A 23,217-nucleotide genomic window follows, 5' to 3' on the forward strand; every position below is an offset into this window, starting at 1 on the left:
ACGGGACTCGGCTGCACGTTGACATCGTGCCAGGCCCCGGCCCGAGAACCCACCCGACGGGCCCACCTGCGCACAGCGACCCACGTCGAACAGGCGATTCACCCGCGTGATCTCGGGTCATCCGCTCGTGTCGCGCGCCGACGTGCCCGCAGGAGAAGGGGGATGCCGAGGAGGCCGAGTCCGGTGAAACCCCAAGCGGCGGAGGCGGGAAGGCCGAGGAAGACCGCGTGGGCGAGGGTGGAGCCGAGCCAGGTCCACCCGAAGACGGCGACCGGCACGGCCACTGTTCGATCGTGGGCGGGGGCGAGGACCCGGTCGAGTACGGTCAGCAGCAGCGCCATCACAGCGGCGACCAGGGCCCAGCCGAGGTAGTTCGTGTACGGGATCTGGGGCAGGCCGGGCAGTCCGGCGTCGGTGACCGCCCAGGTCCACTGCCCGTCGGCGACCATCTGCGGATCGAGGAAGAGGTCCCAGCCCACCGCGCCGACGACCAGCAGCCCCGCCCGCCCGACCGGGGAACCCGTCAGCAGTCCCGCGACGACCCAGATCGGATACAACCCACCGGTCCAGGCCAACGGGATCACCAGCGGAACCTCGGCGACCGCGGGCCCGAGCCGATCCACCGCGTAGGTATAGGCCCCGAACGGAAATCCCGTGGCGGTCCCCACCATCTCGGCGCCCAGCCCGACCCCGGACACCACCGCGAAGAACCCGAGGGCCCAGCCCCCTCCACGAGTGGTCCACGCATGGAGCAGCGCCGTCGCCGCCGACAACACCACCACCGCGACAGTGATCCGGTCTCGCGCGTCCCCTCCGCTGAGCGGATAGGCGATCTGCACGAGGACCAACAGGATCGCCGCGCCCGCGGGCACTACCCGCCACGGCTCGCTCCGTGACCACGCCCGTATCCGTCCCACGGCCGTATCGGGGCGCCGTCGGCGAGCGCGGATCACCGATGCCCCCTGATCGGTCTGCCCGGCGTGCGGCCACGCCCGCAGGCCCCGCGCCGCCCGGCGAAACCGACTGCGAGCGCCGCCCGGTGCCGCTGATGCGTCTGCCCGGTCCTGCCGGTGTGGAGGTTCGCGCCGGAAGTCATCGTTTGCGGGGCAGGGAGAATCGACGGGTGCGCTGATCGCCGAGGAGCAGGCGGGCCGCGCTGCGCCCACTCGCGCCGGAGACTCCGCCGCCGGGGTGGGTGGAGGCACCGGTGAGGTACAGGCCGGGGGCGCCGGGGACTCGTTGGCCGGACAGTTCGGGCAGCGGGCGCCACAGCATCATCTGGTCGAGGGACATCTCGACGTGCATCACATTGCCGCCCCGCAGGCCCATCTCGCTTTCCAGGTCGACGGGTGTCTGAACGAAGCGCTCGCGGATGGAGTCGGTGAATCCGGGCGCGTATCGCTCGACTTCGGCGATGATCCGGTCCGCTTCGGTCTCGGCGTGCGCGGCCCAGTCGCCGCCGTCGGCGAGTTCGTAGGGATGCCACTGCGCCCACAGTGACAGCTGGTGCTCGCCGGGTGGGGCGATGCTCGGGTCCAGTGCGCTGAAGCTCATCGCCAACACCACCGGTCGCGGCGGGAGCGCACCGGCCAGGGCCGCGCCGTGGGCCTGACGCAGCTGAGCACGGTCCGACACCAGGAACTGCAGGCCGCGGGCGGATTCGGTGGGGGAGACGCCGGGGTACTCCGGTAACCGGTCGGTCGCCAGACGCACCACCATGCCGATGCCGGGGCCCACCCGGACACGGCGCTGCCAGTCGTCGAGGACGGACTCGTCGAAGCCGCCCGCGCGCAACAGGTCGAAGGTGGCCAGGATGTGGGCGCCCGCGATCACGGTGTCGGCGTGCAGATTCCGCCCTGCGGCCGTGCGCACCTGCCAGCCGTCACCGGAGCGCCGCAGCACCGTCACGGCGTCCCCGGTGTGCAGCTCACCGCCGTCGGCGCGCAGCCGGGCGATCAGCGCCGCGCACAGCGCCCCACTTCCCCCCATGGCCCGGCCGGGTGGCAGCGTGTGCATGAGCGCGGCGAACCCGGCCATCGGCGCGGTCCCCGGTTCCGACATCGGCGGACCCGACTGCGCGCCGAACCAGGCCAGCGAGGCCTTGAGGCGTTCGTCGTCGAACCAGGTGTCGAGCAGAGCGTCCCCGGACTGCAGGAACTCCCGCGACAGCGCACTGCCGCCGTCGCGCGCGTCCAGCCCCCAGAACGAGCGCAACAGCCGCCCTGGCGTCGGCGGACCACCGAACGAACGCATCACCCGTGCGCTGCGCGCACCCCACACCGCGACGAAACGCCGGTACGCCGCGGCATCGCGGTCGCCGCAGGCCGCCGCGATCGAGGCACAGGTCAGGTCGAGATCGCGATGGAACACGATCGGCGGGCGCGCACCGTCGGACGGCGTGAAACCCCAGGGGTCGCAGTCGAGATAGCGCAACCCGAAACGCGCGAGCTCGAGCTCCTCGATGATCCCGGTGTGCCGGATCATGATGTGCGCCGAGGAACCGCGATCGACCAGATGGCCGGGGAACCGCGCCACCGTCGACACCGCCCCGCCGGGCACCTCATCGCGTTCGAGCACCTGCACCCGCCGACCGGCCCGCGCCAGGTAACAGGCCGCGACCAGCGCGTTGTGCCCCGACCCGACGACGATCGTGGTGCCCGGGGTCCTCATGCTCGGCTGCCACGCGTCGGCATCGGCAGTCGCCGCCCCAGGATGGCGAACGGCCGGGTGTCGCCCGCGAACACGAAATTGCGGATCACATCGGTGAATCCGGCCCGCCGGTACAGCCGCCAGGCCCGATTGGCCTCCTCGGGCACTTCGGGGGTGGACAGCAGCACGGCCGCCTCGGGACGGTCGGCCAGCAACCGCTGCAGCAGTGTCGCGCCGATCCCGCGGCCCTGCGCCGCGGGGTGGACGTGCAGCTCGGTGAGCTCGAAGTAGTCGGCGAGCAGGTCGCGGGCGGCGGCGTCGGGCCAGCCGCACCGGCGCATCCCGGTGTGCACCTGCTGATGCCACCACTGGCGGGGGGTGCCGTGATAGCCGTAGGCGATCGCCACGATCGGGGCGGTCCGCAGGTCGACCGCGCCGGAGTCGTCGGGCAGGACGGCCGCCACCGCGCGCCACCCGGCCCGGGTGGTGTGCTCGGTCCACATCGGCGCGCGATGGTGCTCGGTGCCGCGCGGATAGTCCATGGCGGCGACATAGACCGACAGGGCGTCGTGTAGGCGCGCGCGCAGGTCGGCGACGCTGAGGTCGACGACGGCGGGGGCGGGAGTGTGATTGGGCTTGACGGCTGTCATGGCTCTCGTCGGTGGCGCGCGGGCGCGGAAGTTGTCGGTGGGTGTCCCTATATTGAAACTCAATTCAAACGTTCGAATGCTTGTTCGATCTGTGCGAGGGGCGAAAGGGGCAGCAGATGACTGGTCGCAATGATGGTCGGGAGCACGCGGCGCACGACGGTCGCGCGGGTGGCCTGCTACGCCAGGCCGACGCCCTGCTCACCGACTCGGCCTGGGAACACGAACCCGGCGAGCGGTTCCGCACCGCCTACCTCGCCGCCCTGCGCGGCGCGGGCGCGATGATCGCGCTCACCGGCGCCGATCGGGCGCCGCGGGCCCGCTCGCGTAGCGCGTGGGTGCTGCTGCGGCGCGCCTCGCCGGAGTTCGCGATGTGGGCGGACTACTTCGAGGCGCACTCCCAACTTCGGGCCGCGCTGGAGGCCGGATTGGACCGTGCGATCACCGACACACATGCCGACGAGTTCTGCTCGCGGGTGGGCGCGTTCCTCTACGACGTCGACGATGCGCTGGTCGCCGCGGCCAAGACACGCCCGCAGCCGAGTCGCGACCGGGACATGACTGCTTAGTTATCACCGAGTGGGTGGTACGGCTTCGATCGAACTCGTATCATGGGGAGCAGATAGCCGCCAAGGTCGGCTACCCGTCGCCTACCCGGAGGCGACCAGCCACGCCTAGTGCCGGGGGAGGTACCGTGCCACTCTCCGAGCACGAGCAGCGCATGCTCGAACAGATCGAGAGCGCTCTCTATGCTGAGGATCCGAAGTTCGCCTCGTCCGTCCGTGGCGGACGTCTTCGCTCCACGTCGAGTCGACGGAGATTTCAGGCCGCGGCATTGTTCGCCATCGGCCTGTGTCTTCTCGTCGCAGGCATCGCCGCCCCGTTCAAGCCGGGCGGTTTCCCCATCATCAGCCTCGTCGGATTCATCGCCATGTTCGGTGCGGGTGTCCTGTTGATGATCGGTAGTTCGCGCCGAGCCGCGCCCGCGGACTCGGACGAGACCCCTCCTGCGGCGGGCAAGGGCCCGTCGCCGTCGGGAGGTTCGACCGGACGAGGTGGTCGCCAGCGCAAGTCCGGCGGCTTCTCCGAGCGGATGGAGGACCGGTTCCGCCGACGGTTCGAGCAGGAATAGCTCGCCCGTAGCCGGAACATCACGGCAGAACAGGCGGCGCCGCACCCCAACGGTGCGGCGCCGCCTTCGTCGTGTCCGGGTAGCTGACGCCGGTCCGAGTCGGAGGTCAGGGCAGTTCCCCCACCTTCTCCACCATTCCCCACGCCGCCCCCGCGCCGCGTCCTCGGCCCCACTCGGCCGGGGCCGGCATCGGCCGCACCTGGGATGTTTGCTGAACGTTGTCGGAACCAGGGGTTGCCGACCCGCGCGGGTCGTCCGAACACGCGATAACCCCGAATCTCGGTGATAGCTGGGGTGACCTGCGGAATTGTGTTGCCGGGGAGCAGGATCACCCAGGGTTTCGATTGAAAGTGGGGGAAAGTGGGGTAATGTGGGTCGCGCACTACAGGAGAGGCCGTATGGCGAGGTGATCCAGTAGGGAGGTGGCCGGGATGTTTCTCGGTACCTACACCCCCCGCCTGGATGACAAAGGGCGACTGACGTTGCCTGCGAAGTTTCGAGACGATCTGGCGGGAGGGTTGATGGTCACAAAGGGCCAAGACCACAGCCTGGCCGTGTATCCCAAAGACGAGTTCACCGCGCTCGCGCGGCGAGCCGCGGCGGCGTCCCGAAGCAACCCGCAGGCAAGGGCTTTCGTCCGAGCGCTGGCGGCGGGCACCGACGAACAACGTCCGGACGCACAGGGCCGGATCACGCTGTCGCCGGACCATCGGCGGTATGCCGATCTCACGCGGGATTGCGTGGTGATCGGGTCGGTCGACTTCCTCGAGATATGGGACAAGCAGGCGTGGGAGTCCTACCTCGCCGAGCACGAGGAGGACTACGCGCAAGCCAGAGACGAGTCGCTGGGCGGGATCTTCTGAGCCCGGAGCACGCGAGTGCTGCGAGGCCTCTGCCCGGGCGTGGACCCTGACGTACTTCCCCGACGCCAGGTGCCGCGCCTCGGTCAGAGACCTCGACGCATTCGCCGGTTCCACCGCAAGGGCGGTGGAACAGCTTCTTTCGGACCGCAATCTCATTCCAAAGCACTGTGTGGCACGGCGATCCGTCTGCGACGCGAGGCAGTATCCCGGGAGGTCCAGGTGAACCATGACACCGAGAACCCCCGTCATGTGCCGGTCCTGCTCGAGCGCGCCGACGAACTGCTCGGCCCCGCGCTGAGCGAGCCGGGTGCGGTCTATCTCGACGCGACCCTCGGCTTGGGCGGGCACGCCGAACATTTCCTGCGCACCTATCCGCAGGCGCGGCTGGTCGGTCTCGATCGTGACACCACCGCGCTGAAACTGGCCGGCGAGCGCCTGGCGCCCTATGCCGACCGGATCACCCTGGTCCACACCCGCTATGACGGGATCGCGGACGCGCTCGCCGAGGCCGGTCTGGCCGAAACCGGCTCCGTCTCGGCGATTCTGATGGACCTCGGGGTGTCGTCGATGCAGCTCGACGAGGCCGAGCGTGGCTTCGCCTACTCCGTCGACGCCCCCCTGGACATGCGGATGGACCCCACCACCGGACCCACCGCCGCCGATGTGCTCAACACCTACAGCCACGGCGACCTGGCCAGGGTGCTGAAAACCTATGGCGACGAACGGTTCGCGGGCAAGATCGCCTCGGAGGTGTTGCGCAGGCGTGCCGTTCGCCCGTTCAGCACCAGCGCCGAGCTGGTCGAGGTGCTCTACGCGAGCATCCCGGCCGCGGCGCGGCGCACCGGTGGACATCCGGCCAAGCGCACCTTCCAGGCGTTGCGGGTGGAGGTCAACGGCGAGCTCGACTCGCTGCGCGCCGCGCTGCCCGCCGCGCTGGACGCGGTGCGCCTCGGCGGCCGGATCTGCGTGATGTCGTACCAGTCGCTGGAGGATCGGCTGGTCAAGCAGGAGTTCGCGCCACGGATCGTGTCCCGCTCACCGATGGAACTGCCGGTCGAATTGCCCGGCATGGGACCGGAATTCCGGATGCTGACCCGGGGCGCGGAGAAGGCGACCGAGTCCGAGATCGAGGCCAACCCGCGCTCGGCGCCGGTGCGCATGCGCGCGGCCGAGCGGATCGCGGAGAGGCCAGGGAGGACACAGGAGGGGACACGATGAGCGTGCGGACGAGCACTGTCGCCGTGCCGGGGCGTACGGCCCGTCGCGTGGAGGCAGCCGAACGGGTGAAGTCCGGTGCCGCCCAGCGGGCCTACGCGCGCAAGCGCACCAGGCAGCAGCTGCTCGACGGCATCGAGCTGCCCGAGCGGGCCTCGACGATGGCCGGGCGGATCCCGTTCGTCACCGCCATCATCGGTCTGCTCGGCTGCGGCCTCGCCCTGACCCTGCTGCTGACCACCCGCGCCGCCGAGGACAGCTACCTGCTCGGGGATGCCAGAGCGGTCAACCGCAAGCTCGCCGACGAGCGGGCCGCGCTGCAGCGTGAAGTCGCCGCCGCCGACTCGGCACCCGAACTGGCCGCGCGCGCTCGCGAACTCGGCATGATCCCGGCGACCGACCCGGCGCGGCTGGTCATCGGCCCCGACGGCCAGGTCACCGTCATCGGTACCCCGATGCCCGCCCAGGGCGCACCGGTGCCACCACTCAACGGCCCGCCGACCACCACACCCAGCGGCCCGGGGCCGGGACACCAGCAGGCCCAGGGCGAACGAGTCGTGCCGGTGCAGCCGGGCGCGCCGATCGCGAGTCCGGCCGCCCCGAGCGGCACCCCGGCGGATGTGCTCGCCGCGCCGGGCGGTGGTGCGAATCAGCCACCGGTGCCCGGTGTTTCGCCGCAGCCTGCGGCGGCGCCGCAGCCCGAGCCATTGGCCCCGGCCGAGGCGGGCACCCCGGCTCCGCAGGGTGCACAGACACCGGGCGAGGCGCCGGTCGAAGGTGAGGTGACCCCGGCACCGCTCGTCCCGGCGACAGTGCCCGACCGGGTCGAGGTCGGCGCCCCGGCGGCCGACGGCGCCTTCACGCCCGCATCAACCGATGGCCCTGCCCTCGCCCCGGTGACGGCGCCCGAGCCGGTCGATACACCACCACCCGCACCGGGTGTCGCGCCGGGACGGCCCGCTCCCGGCGCCGCACCACCGAGCGAGCAACCGCACATCGTCGATCCGGAGGGCGAACTCCGATGAGGAAGAGCGGGCCCGCGTCGCAGCAGCGACGCGGGCCGGTGTCATCGAGGGCCCGTCGATCGGGTTCGCTCTCGCCGGACCGGCCGATCCGGCTGCGCCTGGGCGTCGGCCGGGTCACCATGCTGGCCACCCTCGCCGTGGTTGCGCTGCAGCTGCTCTACATCCAGAGCCTGGCCGCGCCGACGCTCTCGGCGCAGGCCGCCTCCCAGCGCATGTACAAGGAGACCGAGGCCGCCGTGCGCGGTCCGATCACCGACCGGCACGGCAACCGGCTCGCCTTCACCATCACCGCCCGAGCCCTGACCTTCCAGCCGGTTCGGGTGCGTCAGCAGCTGGCCGACGCCAAGGAAGCCAAGTCGAGCGCGCCCGATCCCGAGCAGCGGCTCGAGGACATCGCGAAGTTCGTGCACGACAAGCTCGGGCCGGAGGCGCCCGAGGAAGCGGAGCTGCTCGACAAGCTGCGCAGTGACAAGACCTTCACCTACCTCGCCCGCAACGTCGATCCGCGGGTGGCCTCGGAGATCGTCACCAAGTACCCCGAGGTCGGCGCCGAACGCCAGGACCTGCGCGAGTATCCCGGCGGCTCACTGGCGGCCAATGTGGTCGGCGCGACCGGCTGGGACGGGCACGGCCAGATCGGCCTGGAATCGGCACTGGACTCGGTGCTGGCCGGCACCGACGGTTCGCGCACCTACGACCGCGGCTCCGACGGCGCGGTGATCCCGGGCAGCCACCGCGACCAGCAGCCCGCGGTGAACGGCTACGGCGTGGAGCTGACCCTCGACGAGGACCTGCAGTACTACGTGCAGCAGCAGGTGCAGCAGGCCAAGCAGCTCTCCGGCGCGTCCTCGGCCTCGGCGGTCGTGCTCGACGCCAAGACCGGCCAGGTGCTGGCCATGGCCAACGACAACACCTTCAATCCCGCACTGGGACCCCAGCACTGGGCTTCGGCGAACATGAGCAACCCCGCGGTCTCCGAGCCCTTCGAACCCGGCTCGGTGAACAAGATCGTGACCGCGGCGGCCGCGATCGAATACGGGCTGACCCACCCCGACGAGGTGTTGCAGGTCCCCGGCTCGATCCGGATGTCGGGGGTCACCGTCAACGACGCCTGGGCCCACGACGTCGCGCCGTACACGACCACCGGCATCTTCGGAAAGTCCTCCAACGTCGGCACTCTCATGCTCGCCCAGCGGGTGGGCGAGGACCGCTTCGCCGACATGGTCGACCGGTTCGGCCTCGGCCAGCGCACCGGCATCGGCCTGCCCGGCGAGAGCCCGGGCCAGGTGCCCGCCCGCGACCAGTGGTCCGGCGGTACCTTCGCCAACCTGCCCATCGGCCAGGGCCTTTCGATGACGACGCTGCAGATGACCGGGATGTACCAGGCCATCGCCAACGACGGCCTGCGCATTCCGCCGCGCATCGTCAAGGCCAGGATCGCCCCTGACGGCACCCGCACCGAGGAACTGCAACCCGACGGTGTGCGGGTGGTGAGCCCGCAGACCGCCGAGACCCTGCGCACCGTGTTCCAGGCGACCGTGCAGCGCGATCCGATGGGGGTCCAGATGGGCACCGGCGCGCCCGCCGCGATCGAGGGCTACCAGGTGGCGGGCAAGACCGGCACCGCGCAGAAGGTCGACCCCGCCTGCCGGTGCTATTCGACCTCGTCGTTCTACATCACCTTCGCCGGGTTGGCCCCCGCCGACAACCCCCGCTACGTGATCGGCATGATGCTCGACGCGCCAGTCCGCAGCTCCGACGGCACCGGCGGCGGCTCGGCCGCGCCCCTGTTCCACAGCATCGCCTCCTGGGCCCTGCAGCGCGACCGCGTGCCACCCTCCCCGGAGTCGCGACCGCTCGTCCTGGAGGCCGGGCTCTAACAGTTCGCCTTGGCACAACCCGCGTTGCCCATCCGACACCGCGCGTCGGTAACCTGACTCCTCGTCTCGCCCACGCGCTCGATCACTCTCAGAGAGGAGCCCTGTGCCCGCGCAGTCCAGCCCGCACGCGCTCCGGCCGACCACGCCGCCGTCGATGCCGCTGCAGGCCCTGCTGGACCTCACCGGCGCCACGGTCGTGACCGCCGCGCCCACCCAGGTGGTCGTCACCGGGATCGAGCAGCGCTCGAACGCGGTGCTGCCCGGTGACCTGTTCGCCGCGCTGCCCGGCGCGTCCGCCCACGGTGCCCGCTTCGCCGCCGACGCGATCGCCGCGGGCGCGGTGGCGGTGTTCACCGATGCCGCGGGCGCCGAGCTGATCGGGGAGGTCGCGGTGCCCGTGCTGGTCCGCGAGCACCCGCGCGCCGTGCTCGGTGAGCTCTCGGCCGAGATCTACGGCCACCCCAGCGACCGGTTGCGGATCATCGGCATCACCGGCACCGCGGGCAAGACCACCACCTCCTACCTGGTGGAGGCGGGTCTGGTCGCGGCCGGTCTGGCCACCGGACTGATCGGCACCATCGAGACCCGTATCGCCGGGCAGCGGGTGCCCAGCGCGCTCACCACGCCCGAGGCCCCGCAGCTGCACGCGATGTTCGCCGCGATGGTCGAGCAGGGCGTGCAGGCGGTCGTGATGGAGGTCTCCAGCCACGCGCTCGCCCTCGGCCGGGTCGACGGCGTGCGTTTCGCGGTCGGCGCGTTCACCAATCTCTCGCAGGATCACCTGGACTTCCACGCCGACTTCGAGGACTACTTCGGCGCCAAACGAAAACTGTTCGCCGCCGATTCACCGGTCGCCGCGCGCACCGCGGTCGTCTGCGTCGACGACGAGTGGGGCACCCGACTGGCCGGTGACCTGGCCGCGCCGATCACCGTCTCCACCGTCGGCGCCGCCACCTGGCAGGTCGCCGGCCCGGTGCACACGGTGGGCGCCCAGCAGGAGTTCACCGCTGCCGGGCCCGACGGCGAGCTGACCGTGCGGCTACGGCTGCCCGGCCGCTACAACGTGGCCAACGCGCTGCTCGCGGTGGCGACCTGCGCGGCGGCCGGTGTCGACGCCGAGGTCGTCGCGCCCGCGCTGGCCACCGTCGATGTGCCAGGCCGGATGGAGCGGGTCGAATGCGGTCAGGATTTCCTGGTGCTCGTCGACTACGCGCACAAGCCCGCCGCGATCGAATCGGTCGTGGCAACCCTGCGCGGGCACCTCACCGAGGCCGGACACGGCAGGTTGGCCGTGGTTCTCGGTGCGGGCGGTGACCGCGACTCGGGCAAGCGACCGCTGATGGGCGCGGCGGCGGTGCAGGGCTCGGACCTGGTGATCGTCACCGACGACAACCCGCGCACCGAGGAACCGGCCGCCATCAGGGCCGCCGTGCTCGCCGGTGCGCGCGAAGTCCCGGCCACCGACCGCGGCGAGATCCGCGAGGTCGGCGACCGGGCCTTCGCCATCGCCGACGCGCTCGCCTGGGCGCGGCCGGGTGACGTGGTGCTCATCGCGGGCAAGGGCCACGAGGTGGGCCAGGAGATCCAGGGCGTCAAGTACCCCTTCGACGACCGCGCGGCGGTCGCCGCGGCACTGGAAGCCCTGCGGGCACGACCCACCGCGCAGACGGACTCGGAGGACTTGACGGTTTCATGATCGAGATGACACTGCGGGAGATCGCGGACGTCGTCGGCGGCGAGCTGCACGACGTGCCCGACCCCCAGGCGCTGGTGACCGGTTCGGTGGAATTCGATTCGCGCCGAATCGGTTCCGGCGATCTGTTCCTCGCGCTGCCCGGCGCCCATTCCGACGGACACGACTACGCGGCGACCGCGGTCGCCGCCGGAGCGGTCGCCGTACTCGCGGCCCGCCCGGTCGGCGTACCCGCCATCGTCGTCGCCCCCGAACGCGGTTCGGTTCCGGCGAGTTCGGTGGCACTGAGCAACGACGCCGACGGTTCCGGTGCCGCGGTGCTGGCCGCACTGGCCGAGCTGGCGCGGGTGAGCACCGAGCGGCTGGCCCAGCGCACCGGCCTGACCGTCGTCGGCGTCACCGGGTCCTCCGGCAAGACCTCGACCAAGGACCTGCTCGCGGCGGTCCTCGCCCCGCTGGGCCCGGTGGTCGCGCCGCCCGGCTCGTTCAACAACGAACTCGGCCACCCGTGGACCGCCCTGCGCGCGGGCCTCGACACCAAGTTCCTCGCCCTGGAACTGTCCGCCCGCGGACCCGGCCACATCGCCGCGCTGGCCCGGATCGCGCCGCCGCGCATCGGCGTGGTGCTCAATGTCGGCACCGCCCATCTCGGCGAGTTCGGCAGCCGCGAGGCCATCGCCGCCGCCAAGGGCGAGCTGGTCGAAGCGCTGCCCGCCGAGGGTCTCGCCGTGCTCAACGCCGACGATCCCAATGTCGCGGCCATGGCCTCGCGGACCAAGGCCCGCGTCGTGCTGGTCGGCCGCTCCGGTGACGCCGATGTGCGCGCCACCGACGTCCAGACCGACGACCAGGCCCGCGCCCGGTTCACCCTGCACGCCGGCGGGGAGTCCGTACCGGTGCGGCTGGCCGTGCACGGCGAACACCAGGTCGGCAACGCGCTGTCGGCGGCCGCCGTCGCGCTCGAGTGCGGCGCCGACCTCGCGACCGTCGCCCTGGCGCTGGCCGGGGCCACCGCGGCCTCGGTGCGCCGGATGGACGTGCGCACCACCGCCGCGGGTGTCACCGTCATCAACGACTCCTACAACGCCAATCCCGATTCGGTGCGCGCGGCGCTCAAAGCGCTGGTCACCCTGGCCAAGGCGGGCGAAGAACCCCGACGCAGCTGGGCCGTGCTCGGCGAGATGGGCGAACTCGGCGCGGAATCGGTGATCGAACACGACGCGATCGGACGGCTGGCGGTACGCCTCGACGTCGACCGGTTGATCGTGGTCGGCACCGGACGCCCGTCCCGGGGCATGCACCAGGGCGCGGTGATGGAAGGCTCATGGGGCGAGGAGTCGATCCTCGTACCCGATATCGACGCGGCGATCGCGCTGCTGGACGACGAGATCGCCGCAGGCGATGTGGTGCTGGTCAAGGCGTCGAAGGCGGTGGGCCTGTGGGCCGTCGCCGAGCACCTGACCAGGGCAGGGGAAGGTAGCACAGCTCGATGAGGCAGATCTTGTTCGCGGCGGGGATCGCGCTGGCGGTGTCGATCCTGTTGACGCCGTTGCTGATCCGCGTGTTCGCCAAACAGGGCTTCGGCCAGGAGATCCGGGTCGACGGCCCGGCCAGTCACCAGGCCAAGCGCGGCACGCCGACCATGGGTGGCGTCGCCATCCTGATCGGCATGTGGGCCGGTTACCTCGGCTCGCACCTGATCGGCATCGGCTACGACGCCGAGGGCCCGTCGGCTTCGGGCCTGCTGGTACTCGGACTGACCACCGCGCTCGGCGTCGTCGGATTCCTCGACGATTTCATCAAATTGCGCAAGCAGCGCAACCTCGGCCTCTCGGCGGCGGGTAAGTACATCGGTCAGACGGCGGCAGCGGTGATCTTCGCCGTCCTGGTGCTGCAGTTCCGCAACACCGATGGCTTGACGCCCGGCAGCAAGCACATCTCCTATGTGCGCGACTGGTCGATGTTCTCGATGGGCGCGATCGTGTTCGTCATCATGGTGTGCGTCCTCGTGGCCGCCTGGTCGAACGCGGTCAACCTGACCGACGGCCTCGACGGCCTCGCCGCCGGTTCGATGAGCATGGTGCTCGGCGCGTACGTGATCATCACCTTCTGGCAGTACCGCAACGCCTGCGCCGTGAACCCCGAGGCCGGGTGCTACAACGTGCGCGACCCGCTCGACCTTGCGCTGGTCTGCGCGGCGGCGGCAGCTGCCTGCATCGGCTTCCTGTGGTGGAACGCGGCGCCCGCCAAGATCTTCATGGGCGACACCGGCTCGCTGGCATTGGGCGGTCTGCTCGCCGGACTGTCCATCACCACCCGCACCGAGCTGCTGATGGTCGTCATCGGCGCGCTGTTCGTCGCCGAGGCGGCGTCGGTGGTGCTGCAGGTCGTGGTCTTCCGCACCACCCGCAACCGGTTGTTCAAGATGGCGCCGTTCCATCATCACTTCGAATTGAGCAAGTGGGCCGAGACGACGGTGATCATCAGGTTCTGGATCCTGGCCGGCATCGCCGCCGCCGTGGGTCTCGGCTTGTTCTACAGCGAATATCTTTCCCAGGTCGGGTGAGGACGGACATGGTCGAACACTCACCCCGCGCACTGCGCTCCCCGGGCCCGATGCTCGAATTCCTGCGTGGCCGTGACGTTCTCGTCGCAGGCTGGGGCGTCTCCGGACGCTCGCTGATCGAGCCGCTGCGCGATATCGGCGCCCACCCGGTCGTCACCGACAGCGGCGCCAAGGCGCTGGCCGAGGCCGCCGAGCTGGGTCTCGAGGTCGCCACCAGCATCGAACTCGAACACACCGACCTGAGCCGGTTCGCCCTGGTCATCACCAGCCCCGGCTGGCGACCGGATTCCCCGGTGCTGGTCTCGGCCGTCACCGAGGGCATCCCGGTCTGGGGCGATGTCGAATTCGCCTGGTGGGTCGATCAGGCCAGGATCTACGGTCCGGTCCGCAAGTGGCTGGTGATCACCGGCACCAACGGCAAGACCACCACCACCCAGATGACGCACTCGATCCTGCGTGCCGCCGGCATCTCCAGCGTGGCCTGCGGCAACATCGGCCTGCCCATCCTGGACGCGCTGCGCCGCAACCCCGGCCCGCAGGTACTCGCCGTGGAACTGTCCTCGTTCCAGCTGCACTGGGCGCCGTCGGTACGGCCCGAGGCGGGCGTGGTGCTCAATGTCGCCGAGGACCACCTGGACTGGCACGGCGGCCTGGATGCCTACGCCGCCGCCAAGGCGCGCGCGCTGACCGGTCGGGTCGGTGTCGTCGGCCTCGACGATCCGGTCGCGGGGTCGCTGGCCCGCAAGGCCAAGGCGCGGCGCACCGTCGGCTTCCGGATCGGCGTGCCCGCCGACGGTGAACTCGGCGTGGTCGACGGCAAACTGCTCGACCGGGCGTTCACCAAGGCCGCGATCCTCGCCGAGACCGGCGACATCAGTCCGCCGGGACCGGCCGGGATCGCCGACGCGCTGGCCGCTTCGGCGCTGACCAGGGCGATCGACGTGGCCCCGCAGTTCGTCAAGGAGGGCCTGGCCGAGCACAAGGTCGGTCCGCACCGCACGGCATTCGTGCGCGAGCTGGGCGGGGTCGAGTTCATCGACGACTCCAAGGCCACCAATCCGCACGCCGCGCGCGCCGCGATCATGGCGCACCCGCAGGTGGTGTGGCTGGCCGGTGGACTGCTCAAGGGCGCCAGCATCGACGATCTGATCGAAGAGGTCGGTGACCGACTGGTCGGCGCGGTCCTGTTCGGGGCCGACGCGCCGGTGATCGCCGCCGCATTGGCGCGACACGCACCCGAAGTCCCGGTCATCGAGCTGGATGCGGGAGACGATGCAGACATGCAGTCGTCGAGATCCCAGCGGGCCGAAGCGGTCATGGGCCGCGCGGTGCGCGCGGCGGCGGGGCTGGCGCGCGCCGGCGACACCGTCCTGCTCGCCCCGGCGGCCGCCTCCTTGGACATGTACGACGACTACACCCATCGCGGACGCTGCTTCGTGGACGCGGTGACGGCACTGGAAGATGGTGACATCGGGCGGGAACTATGACCGAGACGCCCCGGCTGAACCGTCAGCGCCCGGAGGAGGCAGCGTGCGTAACCACGTAGGGCGCCGGGGCAGCCGGAAACCGGCACAGCCAGGGTGGGCGGGGGAGCGCTTCGGCGCCTGGTTGGCTCGTCCGCTCGCGTCCTTTCACCTGATCGTCACGATCGCCACGCTGCTCACGGTGCTGGGTCTGGTGATGGTGCTGTCGGCCTCCAGCGTCGAGGCCTATGCCGGTGGCGGATCGGCGTATTCGCTGTTCATTCAGCAGGCCATGTTCGCCGCACTGGGGGCGGTGGGTTTCTACGTGGCGCTGCGCCTGCCGCTGCGCATGTTGCGGCAGTGGTCGTTCCCGCTGTTCAGCCTCTCGGTGCTCGCGCTGGTGCTGGTGCTGATCCCCGGTATCGGTTCGGAGGTCGGTGGCGCGAGGCGCTGGTTCGACGTGGGCCCGATCTCGATCCAGCCATCCGAAGTGGTGAAGGTGACCCTGGTGGTCTGGGGCGCACATCTGCTCGCCTCGCGCCGCGGCGCCCAGCTCAAGGACATCCTGGTGCCGCTGGTGCCCGCCGGGCTGCTGGTGTGCCTGCTGGTGGTGCTCGAACCCAATCTGTCGACCACGATCGCGCTCGGCATCGTGCTGATGGCGCTGCTGTGGTTCGGTGGGCTGCCGGTGCGGTTGTTCGTCAGCATCCTGGTGACCGGGCTGGTCGCCGCCTCGATCCTCGCGGTGTCAGCCGGGTATCGCTCCGACCGGGTGCGCGCGTTCTTCAACCCCGGCGACGACCCGCAGGGCGCCAACTATCAGGCGCGCCAGGCCAAGTACTCACTCGCCGACGGCGGTATCCTCGGCCGCGGCCTCGGCCAGAGCCGGGCCAAGTGGAGCTATCTGCCCAACTCGCACAACGACTTCATCTTCGCCATCATCGGCGAGGAACTCGGTTTTCTCGGCTGCATGATGGTGCTGGCCCTGTTCGCCCTGTTCGTCTACACTGGTATCCGGATCGCGCTGCGGTCGGTCGACCCGTTCCTGCGGTTGCTCGTCGCCACCGCCACCACCTGGATCACCACGCAGGCGCTGATCAACATCGGTTATGTCGTCGGGCTGCTGCCGGTGACCGGTCTGCAGCTGCCGCTGGTCTCGGCCGGCGGCTCCTCGCTGGCCATCACGCTGTTCATGTTCGGCATCATCGCCAGCGCCGCACGACACGAACCCGAGGCGGTCTCGGCGCTGCAAGCCGGGCAGGACGGCCGATTCAGCAGACTGCTCCGGCTCCCGGTCCCGGAGGTCTACACCCCGGCCAGGGCCGACGCGCCGCGCAAGGCCGCGTCCCGTGCCAGAGCGGAACGGCCACGTCAGGCCCCCCGCCGCCGGCCGCCGCCCGAACGCCGTCGACGCGCGTCGGAGAGTCGCGGTACCAGTTCGCTACGGTCGACCCGAGCATGGGAACCGACCTATCCGATGCCACACGCTAGAGAACGAGGTAGATCCAAGTGAGTAACCCGCGATCCGGGTTGTCGGTGATCGTCGCAGGCGGGGGCACCGCAGGCCACATCGAACCCGCGTTGGCGGTCGCCGACGCGCTGCGCAGGCTCGACGACTCGATCCGGGTGACCGCCCTGGGCACCGAACGCGGGCTCGAGACGAAGCTGGTGCCGGAACGGGGCTATCCGCTCGAACTGATCCCGCCGGTGCCGTTGCCGCGCAAGCCCTCCGCCGACCTGCTGCGGCTGCCCGGCCGGGTGCGCGCCTCGGTGAAGGCGACCAGGGCCGTGATCGACGAGGTGAACGCCGATGTGATCATCGGGTTCGGTGGCTATGTCGCGCTGCCCGCCTACCTCGCCGCCCGCGGTGGACTGTTCGGCCGCAAGCGCCGGGTACCGGTCATCGTGCACGAGGCCAATGCGAAGGCGGGCATCGCCAACAAGGTCGGTGCCAAGCTCGCGGCCAAGGTGCTTGCCGCCGTGCCCGGCTCGGGCCTGGCCGATGCCGAGGTCGTCGGCATCCCCGTGCGCGCTTCGATCACCGAGCTCGACCGTTCCGCGCTGCGCGCGCAGGCCCGCGCCCACTTCGGGCTGCCGGCCGAAGGTCCGGTCCTGTTGGTGTTCGGCGGTTCCCAGGGCGCCCGCAGCCTCAACGAAGCCGTCGCCGGCGCCGCGCCGCAACTGGCCGCCGCCGGGATCTCGGTGCTCCACGCGCACGGTCCCAAGAACAGCCTCGAACTGGACACCTCGCGTTTTCAGAGCGGAGAACCCGCGACACCGGCCGCGGAATACCTCGCGGTGCCGTATCTCTCGCGAATGGACCTGGCCTACGCCGCCGCCGACGCGGTGGTGTGCCGCTCGGGCGCGATGACGGTGGCCGAGGTATCGGCGGTCGGCCTGCCCGCGTTCTACGTGCCGCTGCCACACGGCAACGGCGAACAGGAATTCAACGCCCGACCGGTGGTGTCGCAGGGAGGTGGCAGAATTGTCGCCGACGCCGATCTGACTCCGAAATACGTGATCGAAGAGGTGATTCCGCTGCTGCTCGACCCCGCTCGACTCGCCGAGATGAGCCGCGCCGCAGCCGGCGCCGGCCATCGTGACGCCGCCGACACGGTGGCCAGGATCGTCACCGAGGTCGCCCGATGAGCGGTCAGCCACCGGAGGCGAACGCGATCGGCGCCGAGGTCGGCGCCGGTCTGCCGCCCGAACTCGAACGGGTGCACATGGTCGGGATCGGCGGCGCCGGGATGTCGGGCATCGCCCGGATCCTGCTCGCTCGCGGCGGCGCGGTCTCGGGCTCCGATGCCCGCGAGAGCCGCGGCGTGCTGTCGTTGCGGGCGCGCGGTGCCCAGGTGCGCATCGGCCATGCCGCGGAGGCGCTCGACCTGCTGCCCGGCGGCCCGACGGTGGTCGTCACCACCTACGCGGCCATTCCGAAGACCAATCCCGAACTGGTCGAGGCGAATCGGCGCGAGATCCCGGTGCTGATGCGCCCGACCGTGCTCGCCGCACTGATGCGTGGGCACAAGACCCTGCTGGTGTCGGGCACCCACGGCAAGACCTCGACCACCTCGATGCTGATCGTCTCGCTGCAGCACTGCGGCGCCGATCCCTCCTTCGCGGTCGGCGGCGAGCTCAACGAGGCGGGCACCAATGCCCACCACGGCAGCGGCGACATCTTCGTCGCCGAGGCCGACGAATCCGACGGCTCACTGCTGCAATACGACCCGGACGTCGCCGTGGTCACCAACATCGAATCCGACCACCTGGACTTCTTCGGCACCGACGAGAACTACGTGCAGGTCTTCGACGACTTCGCCGACCGCCTCGCCCCCGGCGGCCTGCTGGTCGTGTGCCTGGACGATCCGGGCTCCCTGGCGCTGGCCCACCGGGTCGCCCCGCGACTGCGCGAGCGTGGCGTCGAGGTACTCGGATACGGCTCCGGTGATCTGAGCCAGGCCCCGGTGCCGGTCGGTGCCCGGTTGCTCGGCTGGGAACCCCGCGATGTCGGCGGCATCATCGAATTCCAGCTCGGCGGGGAGGACACCCCGCGCACGGTGCGCTTGTCGGTCCCGGGCAGGCATATGGCGCTCAACGCGCTGGCCGCGCTGCTGGCCGCCCGCGCCACCGGCGCCGACATCGACGAGATCGTGCAGGGCCTGGAAGGATTCGGCGGCGTGCACCGCCGGTTCCAGTTCACCGGCCGGGAGAACGGCGTGCGCGTCTTCGACGACTACGCCCACCATCCCACCGAGGTGCGCGCTGTGCTCGAGGCGGCCGCCCAGCTGGTCGCCCAGGAGGCCCGCGACAGCGCCCGCACCCGGCGCGGCCAGGTGATCGTGGTGTTCCAGCCGCATCTCTACAGCCGCACCGCCACTTTCGCCGCCGAGTTCGGCACCGCGCTGAGCCTGGCCGACGAGGTCGTCGTGCTCGACGTGTTCGGCGCTCGCGAGGACCCGCTGCCCGGCGTCAACGGCGCGCTGGTGGCCCAGTCGGTGACCAAACCCGTGCACTACCAACCGGATATGTCCAAGGTCGGTAAGCAGGTCGCCGGTCTGGCCCAGCCCGGTGACGTGGTGATCACCATGGGCGCGGGCGATGTCACCATGCTCGGTACCCAGATCCTCGACGGCCTGCGGTCCCGGCCCCAGCAGGGCGGTCGGTGAGATTGCCGATGCCCGCGGCCCGCGGGTGGCACGGCTACCGGCTCTGGACGGTGGTCGGGGTACTCGTGGTGACCGTCATCGCGGTGCTCGCGTGGTTCACACCGGTGCTGTCGGTGCGGACCGTGCACATCGACGGTCTGTCCTCGGTGCCCGAACAGGACGTCCGCGTCCTGCTCGAAATCCCGGAAGGCCGTTCGATGTTGCGCATCGATACCACCGAGATCGCCCAGCGTGTCGCCGCGATCCCGAAGGTGCGTTCGGTGCGGGTGCAGCGCAAGTTCCCGTCCACGGTCGCGGTGACGGTGGTGGAGCGAACGCCGGTGGTGTACGTCGAATCACCGGACGGTGCGCACCTGATCGACGCCGACAGCGTCGAATTCGCGATCGAGCCCGCGGTGCCGATCGGGGTGCCGAAACTGGTCACCGAGGAGCACTTCACCGGCCCCGAAGCGGCCAGGGCGGCGGTGGATGTGCTGGTCACCTTGCCACCCGCGCTGTCGGTGCAGGTGGGCGAGGTTGTCGCGCGGTCGAATTCGGACGTCTCGCTGAACCTTCGCGACGGTAGGAAGGTAGTGTGGGGCGGCACGGGCGACGGCGAGCGCAAAGCCGCCGTCGTAATGCCGCTGCTCACCAGGGAAGGCACCGTGTTCGACGTTTCGAGTCCGAATCTGGTCACGGTAAAGTGAGCGAAACGTCGGCGCGCCTGCGCCGGGATCGCGGTGACTGCGAATAGCGTTCCGCAGCAGTCGGATACTTGACATAACGCCAACCCTATGGTTGAGGTTGAGGGTTTTGGATCGAAGGAAGGCGAGAGCCCATGACGCCCCCGCACAACTACCTTGCAGTGATCAAGGTCGTCGGTATCGGCGGCGGCGGCGTGAACGCCGTCAACCGGATGATCGAACAGGGACTCAAGGGAGTCGAGTTCATCGCGGTCAATACCGACGCGCAGGCCCTGCTCATGAGCGATGCCGATGTCAAGCTCGATGTCGGCCGTGAACTCACCCGAGGTCTGGGTGCCGGAGCCGATCCGGAGGTCGGCCGCAAGGCTGCCGAAGACCACAAGGACGAGATCGAAGAGGTGCTCAAGGGCGCCGACATGGTCTTCGTCACCGCGGGCGAAGGCGGTGGTACCGGAACCGGTGGCGCCCCTGTCGTTGCCAGCATCGCCCGCAAGTTGGGCGCGCTGACCATAGGCGTCGTCACCCGGCCGTTCTCCTTTGAGGGCAAGCGGCGTGGGAACCAGGCCGAAGTGGGAATCAACCAGCTTCGCGAGTCGTGCGACACCCTGATCGTCATCCCCAACGACCGGCTGCTGCAGCTCGGTGACGCGGCCGTGAGCCTCATGGACGCGTTCCGTTCCGCCGACGAGGTACTCCTCAACGGTGTGCAGGGCATCACCGACCTGATCACCACCCCGGGTCTGATCAACGTCGACTTCGCCGACGTCAAGAGCGTGATGTCCGGTGCGGGTTCGGCATTGATGGGCATCGGCTCGGCGCGCGGTGAGGGCCGTTCGGTGAAGGCGGCCGAGACGGCGATCAACTCGCCGCTGCTGGAAGCCTCCATGGACGGCGCGCACGGCGTGCTGCTCTCGATCGCCGGTGGCTCGGATCTGGGCTTGTTCGAGATCAACGAAGCGGCTTCGCTGGTGCAGGAGGCGGCCCACATCGAGGCCAACATCATCTTCGGCACGGTCATCGACGATTCGCTCGGCGATGAAGTCCGGGTCACCGTGATCGCGGCCGGTTTCGACGGCGGCGGTCCGGCGCGGCGGACGTTCGAGCCGAATGTCAGCGCGCGCAGCGGGTCCAATCCGATCGGCTCCGGCCGGGCGGGCGAGGTCGGCCAGGCGCGGACCGAGGCGCCGGCCCGTCCCACCGAACCCGCCACCAGTGGGGTGTCGAGTGGGCGTGCGGCGGCGCCGAACTACCGCGACACCGAGCGGTACCGCGAGTCCGAGCGTCAGCGGGTCACCGAGGCGGCGATGAACCGGGTCAACAACCCCGATCAGCGCGACGACGGCGACGATGACGACGACATCGAGGTGCCGATCTTCATGCGTCGATAGACTCCGGACACCAGAAGCGCCCGAACTCCACGGAGTTGGGGCGCTTCTCGTCGTGCGGTCAGCGCGTGGCGCCGCCTAGGCAGAACGTGGTCGCCGCATCGCCCGCGAGCTCGACGAACTGGACCATGTCCCGGGTTGGCCGACGTCACCGTGCGCGGGTACTCCGGACGGTCGCGACCGCATTACCCTCGAACCCATGACTGCCGCAGCTCAGACCGTGACCGTCCGCCGGGTGACCACGACCCGTGCCGGTGGCTTCTCCGCCCCGCCCTACGACTCGTTCAATCTGGGCGATCATGTCGGTGACGATCCGGAAGCCGTGCGCCGCAACAGGCTCCGCCTGGCCGAAGGCATCGGTCTGACCCCCGACCGGCTGGTCTGGATGGAACAGGTGCACGGTCGCGCCGTCGAGATCGTCGACGGACCGCGCGCCGAACCGGTCCCGATGACCGACGCGCTGGTCACCACCGTGCCCGGCCTGGCTCTGGTGGTGCTCTCCGCCGACTGTGTGCCGATCCTGCTCTCCGACGACGAAGCGGGCGTGATCGCCGCCGTGCACGCCGGTCGTATCGGCGCGCGCATCGGCATCGTGCCGCGCGTGCTGGAGGCGATGGTCTCGGTCGGTGCGCGCGTCGACCGCATCGGCGCATTCCTCGGCCCGGCCGCTTCCGGCCGCCAGTACGAAGTCCCCGCCGCCATGCGCGCCGACGTCGAAGCGCACCTGCCGGGCAGCGCCACCACCACCGTCCGCAAGACCCCCGGCCTCGACCTGCGCGCGGGGATCAGCAGGCAGCTCACCGAGGTGGGCGTGGGCGGCATCGCGCTCGACCCGCGCTGCACCATCGAGGACAAGACTCTGTTCAGTCACCGACGCGGCGCCCCGACCGGCCGCATCGCCGGAGTGATCTGGATGGACCCGGCCGCATGAACCCGGCCGCCGACCAGCAGACGGCCACGCGGACCGCCGAGCTCGGCGCCCGCCTCGACGGCCTGCTCTCCCGCATCGATGCCGCCGTCACCGCCGCGGGCCGCCCATCCGGCTCGGTCCGCCTGCTCCCGGTGACCAAGTTCTTTCCCGCGGCCGACGTCGAGATCCTGCACGGACTCGGCAGGCGCGAGTTCGGCGAGTCTCGCGAGCAGGAGGCCTCGGCGAAGGCGGCCGAGCTCGGTTACGGCGACGTCGAATGGCACATGATCGGTCGGCTGCAACGCAACAAGGCCAGGGCCGTGGCGCGGTGGGCGCACACCGTGCACTCGGTCGACAGCGAACGCCTGGCAACCGCGCTGGACCGGGCCGCGCAGGACACACTGGCAGCCGGCGAGCGTACCGCGCCGCTGCGAGTCCTGCTGCAGGTCAGCTTGGATACCGATCCCGGACGCGGGGGTGTCGCCCCGGCCGATCTGCTCGCCTTGGCCGACGTGGTGGCGAAGGCGCCGGGACTGCATCTGGCCGGTCTGATGGCGATTCCGCCCCTTGACGCCGACACTGATGCGTCCTTTGCGAATCTTGCGACTTTGCACACTTCGCTGCGCGCGCAACACGCCGATGCCACCGAGCTTTCTGCAGGTATGTCGGGTGATTTGGAGAAAGCGGTCGAACACGGTTCGACGTGTGTGCGTGTCGGAACCGCCTTGATGGGCGCGCGACCGATAACCTCGGCGTAGCAAAGAAACCTCATCAGTCACATTCGACACATACGATTGGCCGACGAGGCGCTGAGCAAGAACTTCAACACCCGGCCGCCACCGGGGCCCGAAGGAAGGTCGACCATATGAGCGAGCGGAGCGAGCGGGACATCGGCTCAGCCACCTGCGTGGTCATACCGGAGCAGAGCGACAGCGAG

The 23,217-nt window shown here is 70.4% G+C and carries 20 protein-coding genes; 17 read left to right on the plus strand and 3 right to left on the minus strand.

Annotated features, from left to right (window positions below):
* Positions 1 to 98 precede the first annotated feature (98 nt).
* The 3 genes from BOX37_RS09105 to BOX37_RS09115 all read right to left on the minus strand — a co-directional run bounded on the left by BOX37_RS09105 (position 99) and on the right by BOX37_RS09115 (position 3,299).
* Positions 99 to 917 carry a carotenoid biosynthesis protein gene (locus BOX37_RS09105; RefSeq protein ID WP_206045792.1) on the minus strand — a complete coding sequence of 273 codons (819 nt, stop codon included), beginning with the start codon at positions 915 to 917 and terminating at the stop codon, positions 99 to 101.
* A 175-nt stretch (positions 918 to 1,092) separates the two neighbouring features.
* Positions 1,093 to 2,670 (minus strand): phytoene desaturase family protein, encoded by a 1,578-nt coding sequence (locus tag BOX37_RS09110; RefSeq protein WP_071927264.1) that lies wholly within the window; start codon positions 2,668 to 2,670, stop codon positions 1,093 to 1,095.
* Positions 2,667 to 3,299, minus strand: a complete 633-nt coding sequence (locus tag BOX37_RS09115; protein WP_071927265.1) for a GNAT family N-acetyltransferase — start codon at positions 3,297 to 3,299, stop codon at positions 2,667 to 2,669. The genes BOX37_RS09110 and BOX37_RS09115 overlap by 4 nt, the downstream gene beginning before the upstream one ends.
* Positions 3,300 to 3,415: 116 nt before the next feature.
* Between BOX37_RS09115 and BOX37_RS09120 the strand changes: the two genes are divergently transcribed.
* The 17 genes from BOX37_RS09120 (at position 3,416) to BOX37_RS09200 (ending at position 23,038) form a co-directional block, all read left to right on the plus strand.
* Positions 3,416 to 3,865 (plus strand): SAV_6107 family HEPN domain-containing protein, encoded by a 450-nt coding sequence (locus BOX37_RS09120; RefSeq protein ID WP_071927266.1) that lies wholly within the window; start codon positions 3,416 to 3,418, stop codon positions 3,863 to 3,865.
* A 125-nt stretch (positions 3,866 to 3,990) separates the two neighbouring features.
* Positions 3,991 to 4,428, plus strand: a complete 438-nt coding sequence (locus tag BOX37_RS09125; protein ID WP_071927267.1) for a DUF3040 domain-containing protein — start codon at positions 3,991 to 3,993, stop codon at positions 4,426 to 4,428.
* 431 nt (positions 4,429 to 4,859) lie between these two features.
* Positions 4,860 to 5,291, plus strand: a complete 432-nt coding sequence (gene mraZ / locus BOX37_RS09130) for a division/cell wall cluster transcriptional repressor MraZ (protein WP_071931316.1) — start codon at positions 4,860 to 4,862, stop codon at positions 5,289 to 5,291.
* 219 nt (positions 5,292 to 5,510) lie between these two features.
* Positions 5,511 to 6,509, plus strand: a complete 999-nt coding sequence (gene rsmH / locus BOX37_RS09135) for a 16S rRNA (cytosine(1402)-N(4))-methyltransferase RsmH (RefSeq protein WP_071927268.1) — start codon at positions 5,511 to 5,513, stop codon at positions 6,507 to 6,509.
* The gene (gene ftsL / locus BOX37_RS35200; protein ID WP_240505281.1) at positions 6,506 to 7,531 is read left to right on the plus strand and encodes a cell division protein FtsL; all 1,026 of its coding nucleotides are present in this window, start codon (positions 6,506 to 6,508) and stop codon (positions 7,529 to 7,531) included. The genes rsmH and ftsL overlap by 4 nt, the downstream gene beginning before the upstream one ends.
* A complete protein-coding gene (locus BOX37_RS09145) occupies positions 7,528 to 9,411 on the plus strand; it encodes a peptidoglycan D,D-transpeptidase FtsI family protein (protein ID WP_071927270.1) in 1,884 nt (627 codons plus the stop codon). The genes ftsL and BOX37_RS09145 overlap by 4 nt, the downstream gene beginning before the upstream one ends.
* A gap of 154 nt (positions 9,412 to 9,565) precedes the next feature.
* A complete protein-coding gene (locus BOX37_RS09150; RefSeq protein ID WP_084760754.1) occupies positions 9,566 to 11,107 on the plus strand; it encodes a UDP-N-acetylmuramoyl-L-alanyl-D-glutamate--2,6-diaminopimelate ligase in 1,542 nt (513 codons plus the stop codon).
* A complete protein-coding gene (locus BOX37_RS09155; protein ID WP_071927272.1) occupies positions 11,104 to 12,597 on the plus strand; it encodes a UDP-N-acetylmuramoyl-tripeptide--D-alanyl-D-alanine ligase in 1,494 nt (497 codons plus the stop codon). The genes BOX37_RS09150 and BOX37_RS09155 overlap by 4 nt, the downstream gene beginning before the upstream one ends.
* Positions 12,594 to 13,670, plus strand: coding sequence for a phospho-N-acetylmuramoyl-pentapeptide-transferase (gene mraY, locus BOX37_RS09160; protein WP_071927273.1), 1,077 nt, complete (start codon positions 12,594 to 12,596; stop codon positions 13,668 to 13,670). Before BOX37_RS09155 ends, mraY begins: the two co-directional genes overlap by 4 nt.
* Before the next feature lie 50 nt (positions 13,671 to 13,720).
* On the plus strand, positions 13,721 to 15,157 hold the full coding sequence (murD, locus tag BOX37_RS09165; protein WP_071927274.1) for a UDP-N-acetylmuramoyl-L-alanine--D-glutamate ligase: 1,437 nt from the start codon (positions 13,721 to 13,723) through the stop codon (positions 15,155 to 15,157).
* Entirely contained in the window at positions 15,135 to 16,646 is a 1,512-nt protein-coding gene (gene ftsW, locus BOX37_RS09170) for a putative lipid II flippase FtsW (RefSeq protein WP_420811617.1), read from the plus strand. The genes murD and ftsW overlap by 23 nt, the downstream gene beginning before the upstream one ends.
* Positions 16,643 to 17,782, plus strand: a complete 1,140-nt coding sequence (murG, locus tag BOX37_RS09175; RefSeq protein ID WP_071927276.1) for an undecaprenyldiphospho-muramoylpentapeptide beta-N-acetylglucosaminyltransferase — start codon at positions 16,643 to 16,645, stop codon at positions 17,780 to 17,782. Before ftsW ends, murG begins: the two co-directional genes overlap by 4 nt.
* Complete coding sequence (gene murC, locus BOX37_RS09180; protein ID WP_071927277.1) at positions 17,779 to 19,302, plus strand: UDP-N-acetylmuramate--L-alanine ligase; 1,524 nt, start codon at positions 17,779 to 17,781, stop codon at positions 19,300 to 19,302. The genes murG and murC overlap by 4 nt, the downstream gene beginning before the upstream one ends.
* A gap of 8 nt (positions 19,303 to 19,310) precedes the next feature.
* Positions 19,311 to 19,988, plus strand: coding sequence for a cell division protein FtsQ/DivIB (locus BOX37_RS09185; RefSeq protein WP_071927278.1), 678 nt, complete (start codon positions 19,311 to 19,313; stop codon positions 19,986 to 19,988).
* Between the two features lie 131 nt (positions 19,989 to 20,119).
* Positions 20,120 to 21,373, plus strand: coding sequence for a cell division protein FtsZ (ftsZ, locus tag BOX37_RS09190; RefSeq protein WP_071927279.1), 1,254 nt, complete (start codon positions 20,120 to 20,122; stop codon positions 21,371 to 21,373).
* 196 nt (positions 21,374 to 21,569) lie between these two features.
* Positions 21,570 to 22,301 (plus strand): peptidoglycan editing factor PgeF, encoded by a 732-nt coding sequence (gene pgeF, locus BOX37_RS09195; protein ID WP_071927280.1) that lies wholly within the window; start codon positions 21,570 to 21,572, stop codon positions 22,299 to 22,301.
* Positions 22,298 to 23,038: a YggS family pyridoxal phosphate-dependent enzyme gene (locus BOX37_RS09200; protein ID WP_071927281.1), complete on the plus strand. Its 741-nt coding sequence runs from the start codon at positions 22,298 to 22,300 to the stop codon at positions 23,036 to 23,038. Before pgeF ends, BOX37_RS09200 begins: the two co-directional genes overlap by 4 nt.
* Positions 23,039 to 23,217 lie beyond the last annotated feature (179 nt).

The organism is Nocardia mangyaensis, assembly GCF_001886715.1.
Taxonomy (GTDB): domain Bacteria; phylum Actinomycetota; class Actinomycetes; order Mycobacteriales; family Mycobacteriaceae; genus Nocardia; species Nocardia mangyaensis.

Bases quoted from the DNA above. Each gene is read 5' to 3' on its own strand.
- BOX37_RS09110 (WP_071927264.1), bottom strand. From the start codon at position 2,670: ATGAGGACCCCGGGCACCACGATCGTCGTCGGGTCGGGGCACAACGCG.
- murC (WP_071927277.1), top strand. From the start codon at position 17,779: ATGAGCGGTCAGCCACCGGAGGCGAACGCGATCGGCGCCGAGGTCGGC.
- BOX37_RS09185 (WP_071927278.1), top strand. From the start codon at position 19,311: ATGCCCGCGGCCCGCGGGTGGCACGGCTACCGGCTCTGGACGGTGGTC.
- pgeF (WP_071927280.1), top strand. From the start codon at position 21,570: ATGACTGCCGCAGCTCAGACCGTGACCGTCCGCCGGGTGACCACGACC.
- BOX37_RS09145 (WP_071927270.1), top strand. From the start codon at position 7,528: ATGAGGAAGAGCGGGCCCGCGTCGCAGCAGCGACGCGGGCCGGTGTCA.
- murD (WP_071927274.1), top strand. From the start codon at position 13,721: ATGCTCGAATTCCTGCGTGGCCGTGACGTTCTCGTCGCAGGCTGGGGC.
- BOX37_RS09150 (WP_084760754.1), top strand. From the start codon at position 9,566: ATGCCGCTGCAGGCCCTGCTGGACCTCACCGGCGCCACGGTCGTGACC.
- mraZ (WP_071931316.1), top strand. From the start codon at position 4,860: ATGTTTCTCGGTACCTACACCCCCCGCCTGGATGACAAAGGGCGACTG.
- BOX37_RS09155 (WP_071927272.1), top strand. From the start codon at position 11,104: ATGATCGAGATGACACTGCGGGAGATCGCGGACGTCGTCGGCGGCGAG.
- BOX37_RS09115 (WP_071927265.1), bottom strand. From the start codon at position 3,299: ATGACAGCCGTCAAGCCCAATCACACTCCCGCCCCCGCCGTCGTCGAC.
- BOX37_RS09200 (WP_071927281.1), top strand. From the start codon at position 22,298: ATGAACCCGGCCGCCGACCAGCAGACGGCCACGCGGACCGCCGAGCTC.
- ftsL (WP_240505281.1), top strand. From the start codon at position 6,506: ATGAGCGTGCGGACGAGCACTGTCGCCGTGCCGGGGCGTACGGCCCGT.
- ftsZ (WP_071927279.1), top strand. From the start codon at position 20,120: ATGACGCCCCCGCACAACTACCTTGCAGTGATCAAGGTCGTCGGTATC.
- BOX37_RS09120 (WP_071927266.1), top strand. From the start codon at position 3,416: ATGACTGGTCGCAATGATGGTCGGGAGCACGCGGCGCACGACGGTCGC.
- mraY (WP_071927273.1), top strand. From the start codon at position 12,594: ATGAGGCAGATCTTGTTCGCGGCGGGGATCGCGCTGGCGGTGTCGATC.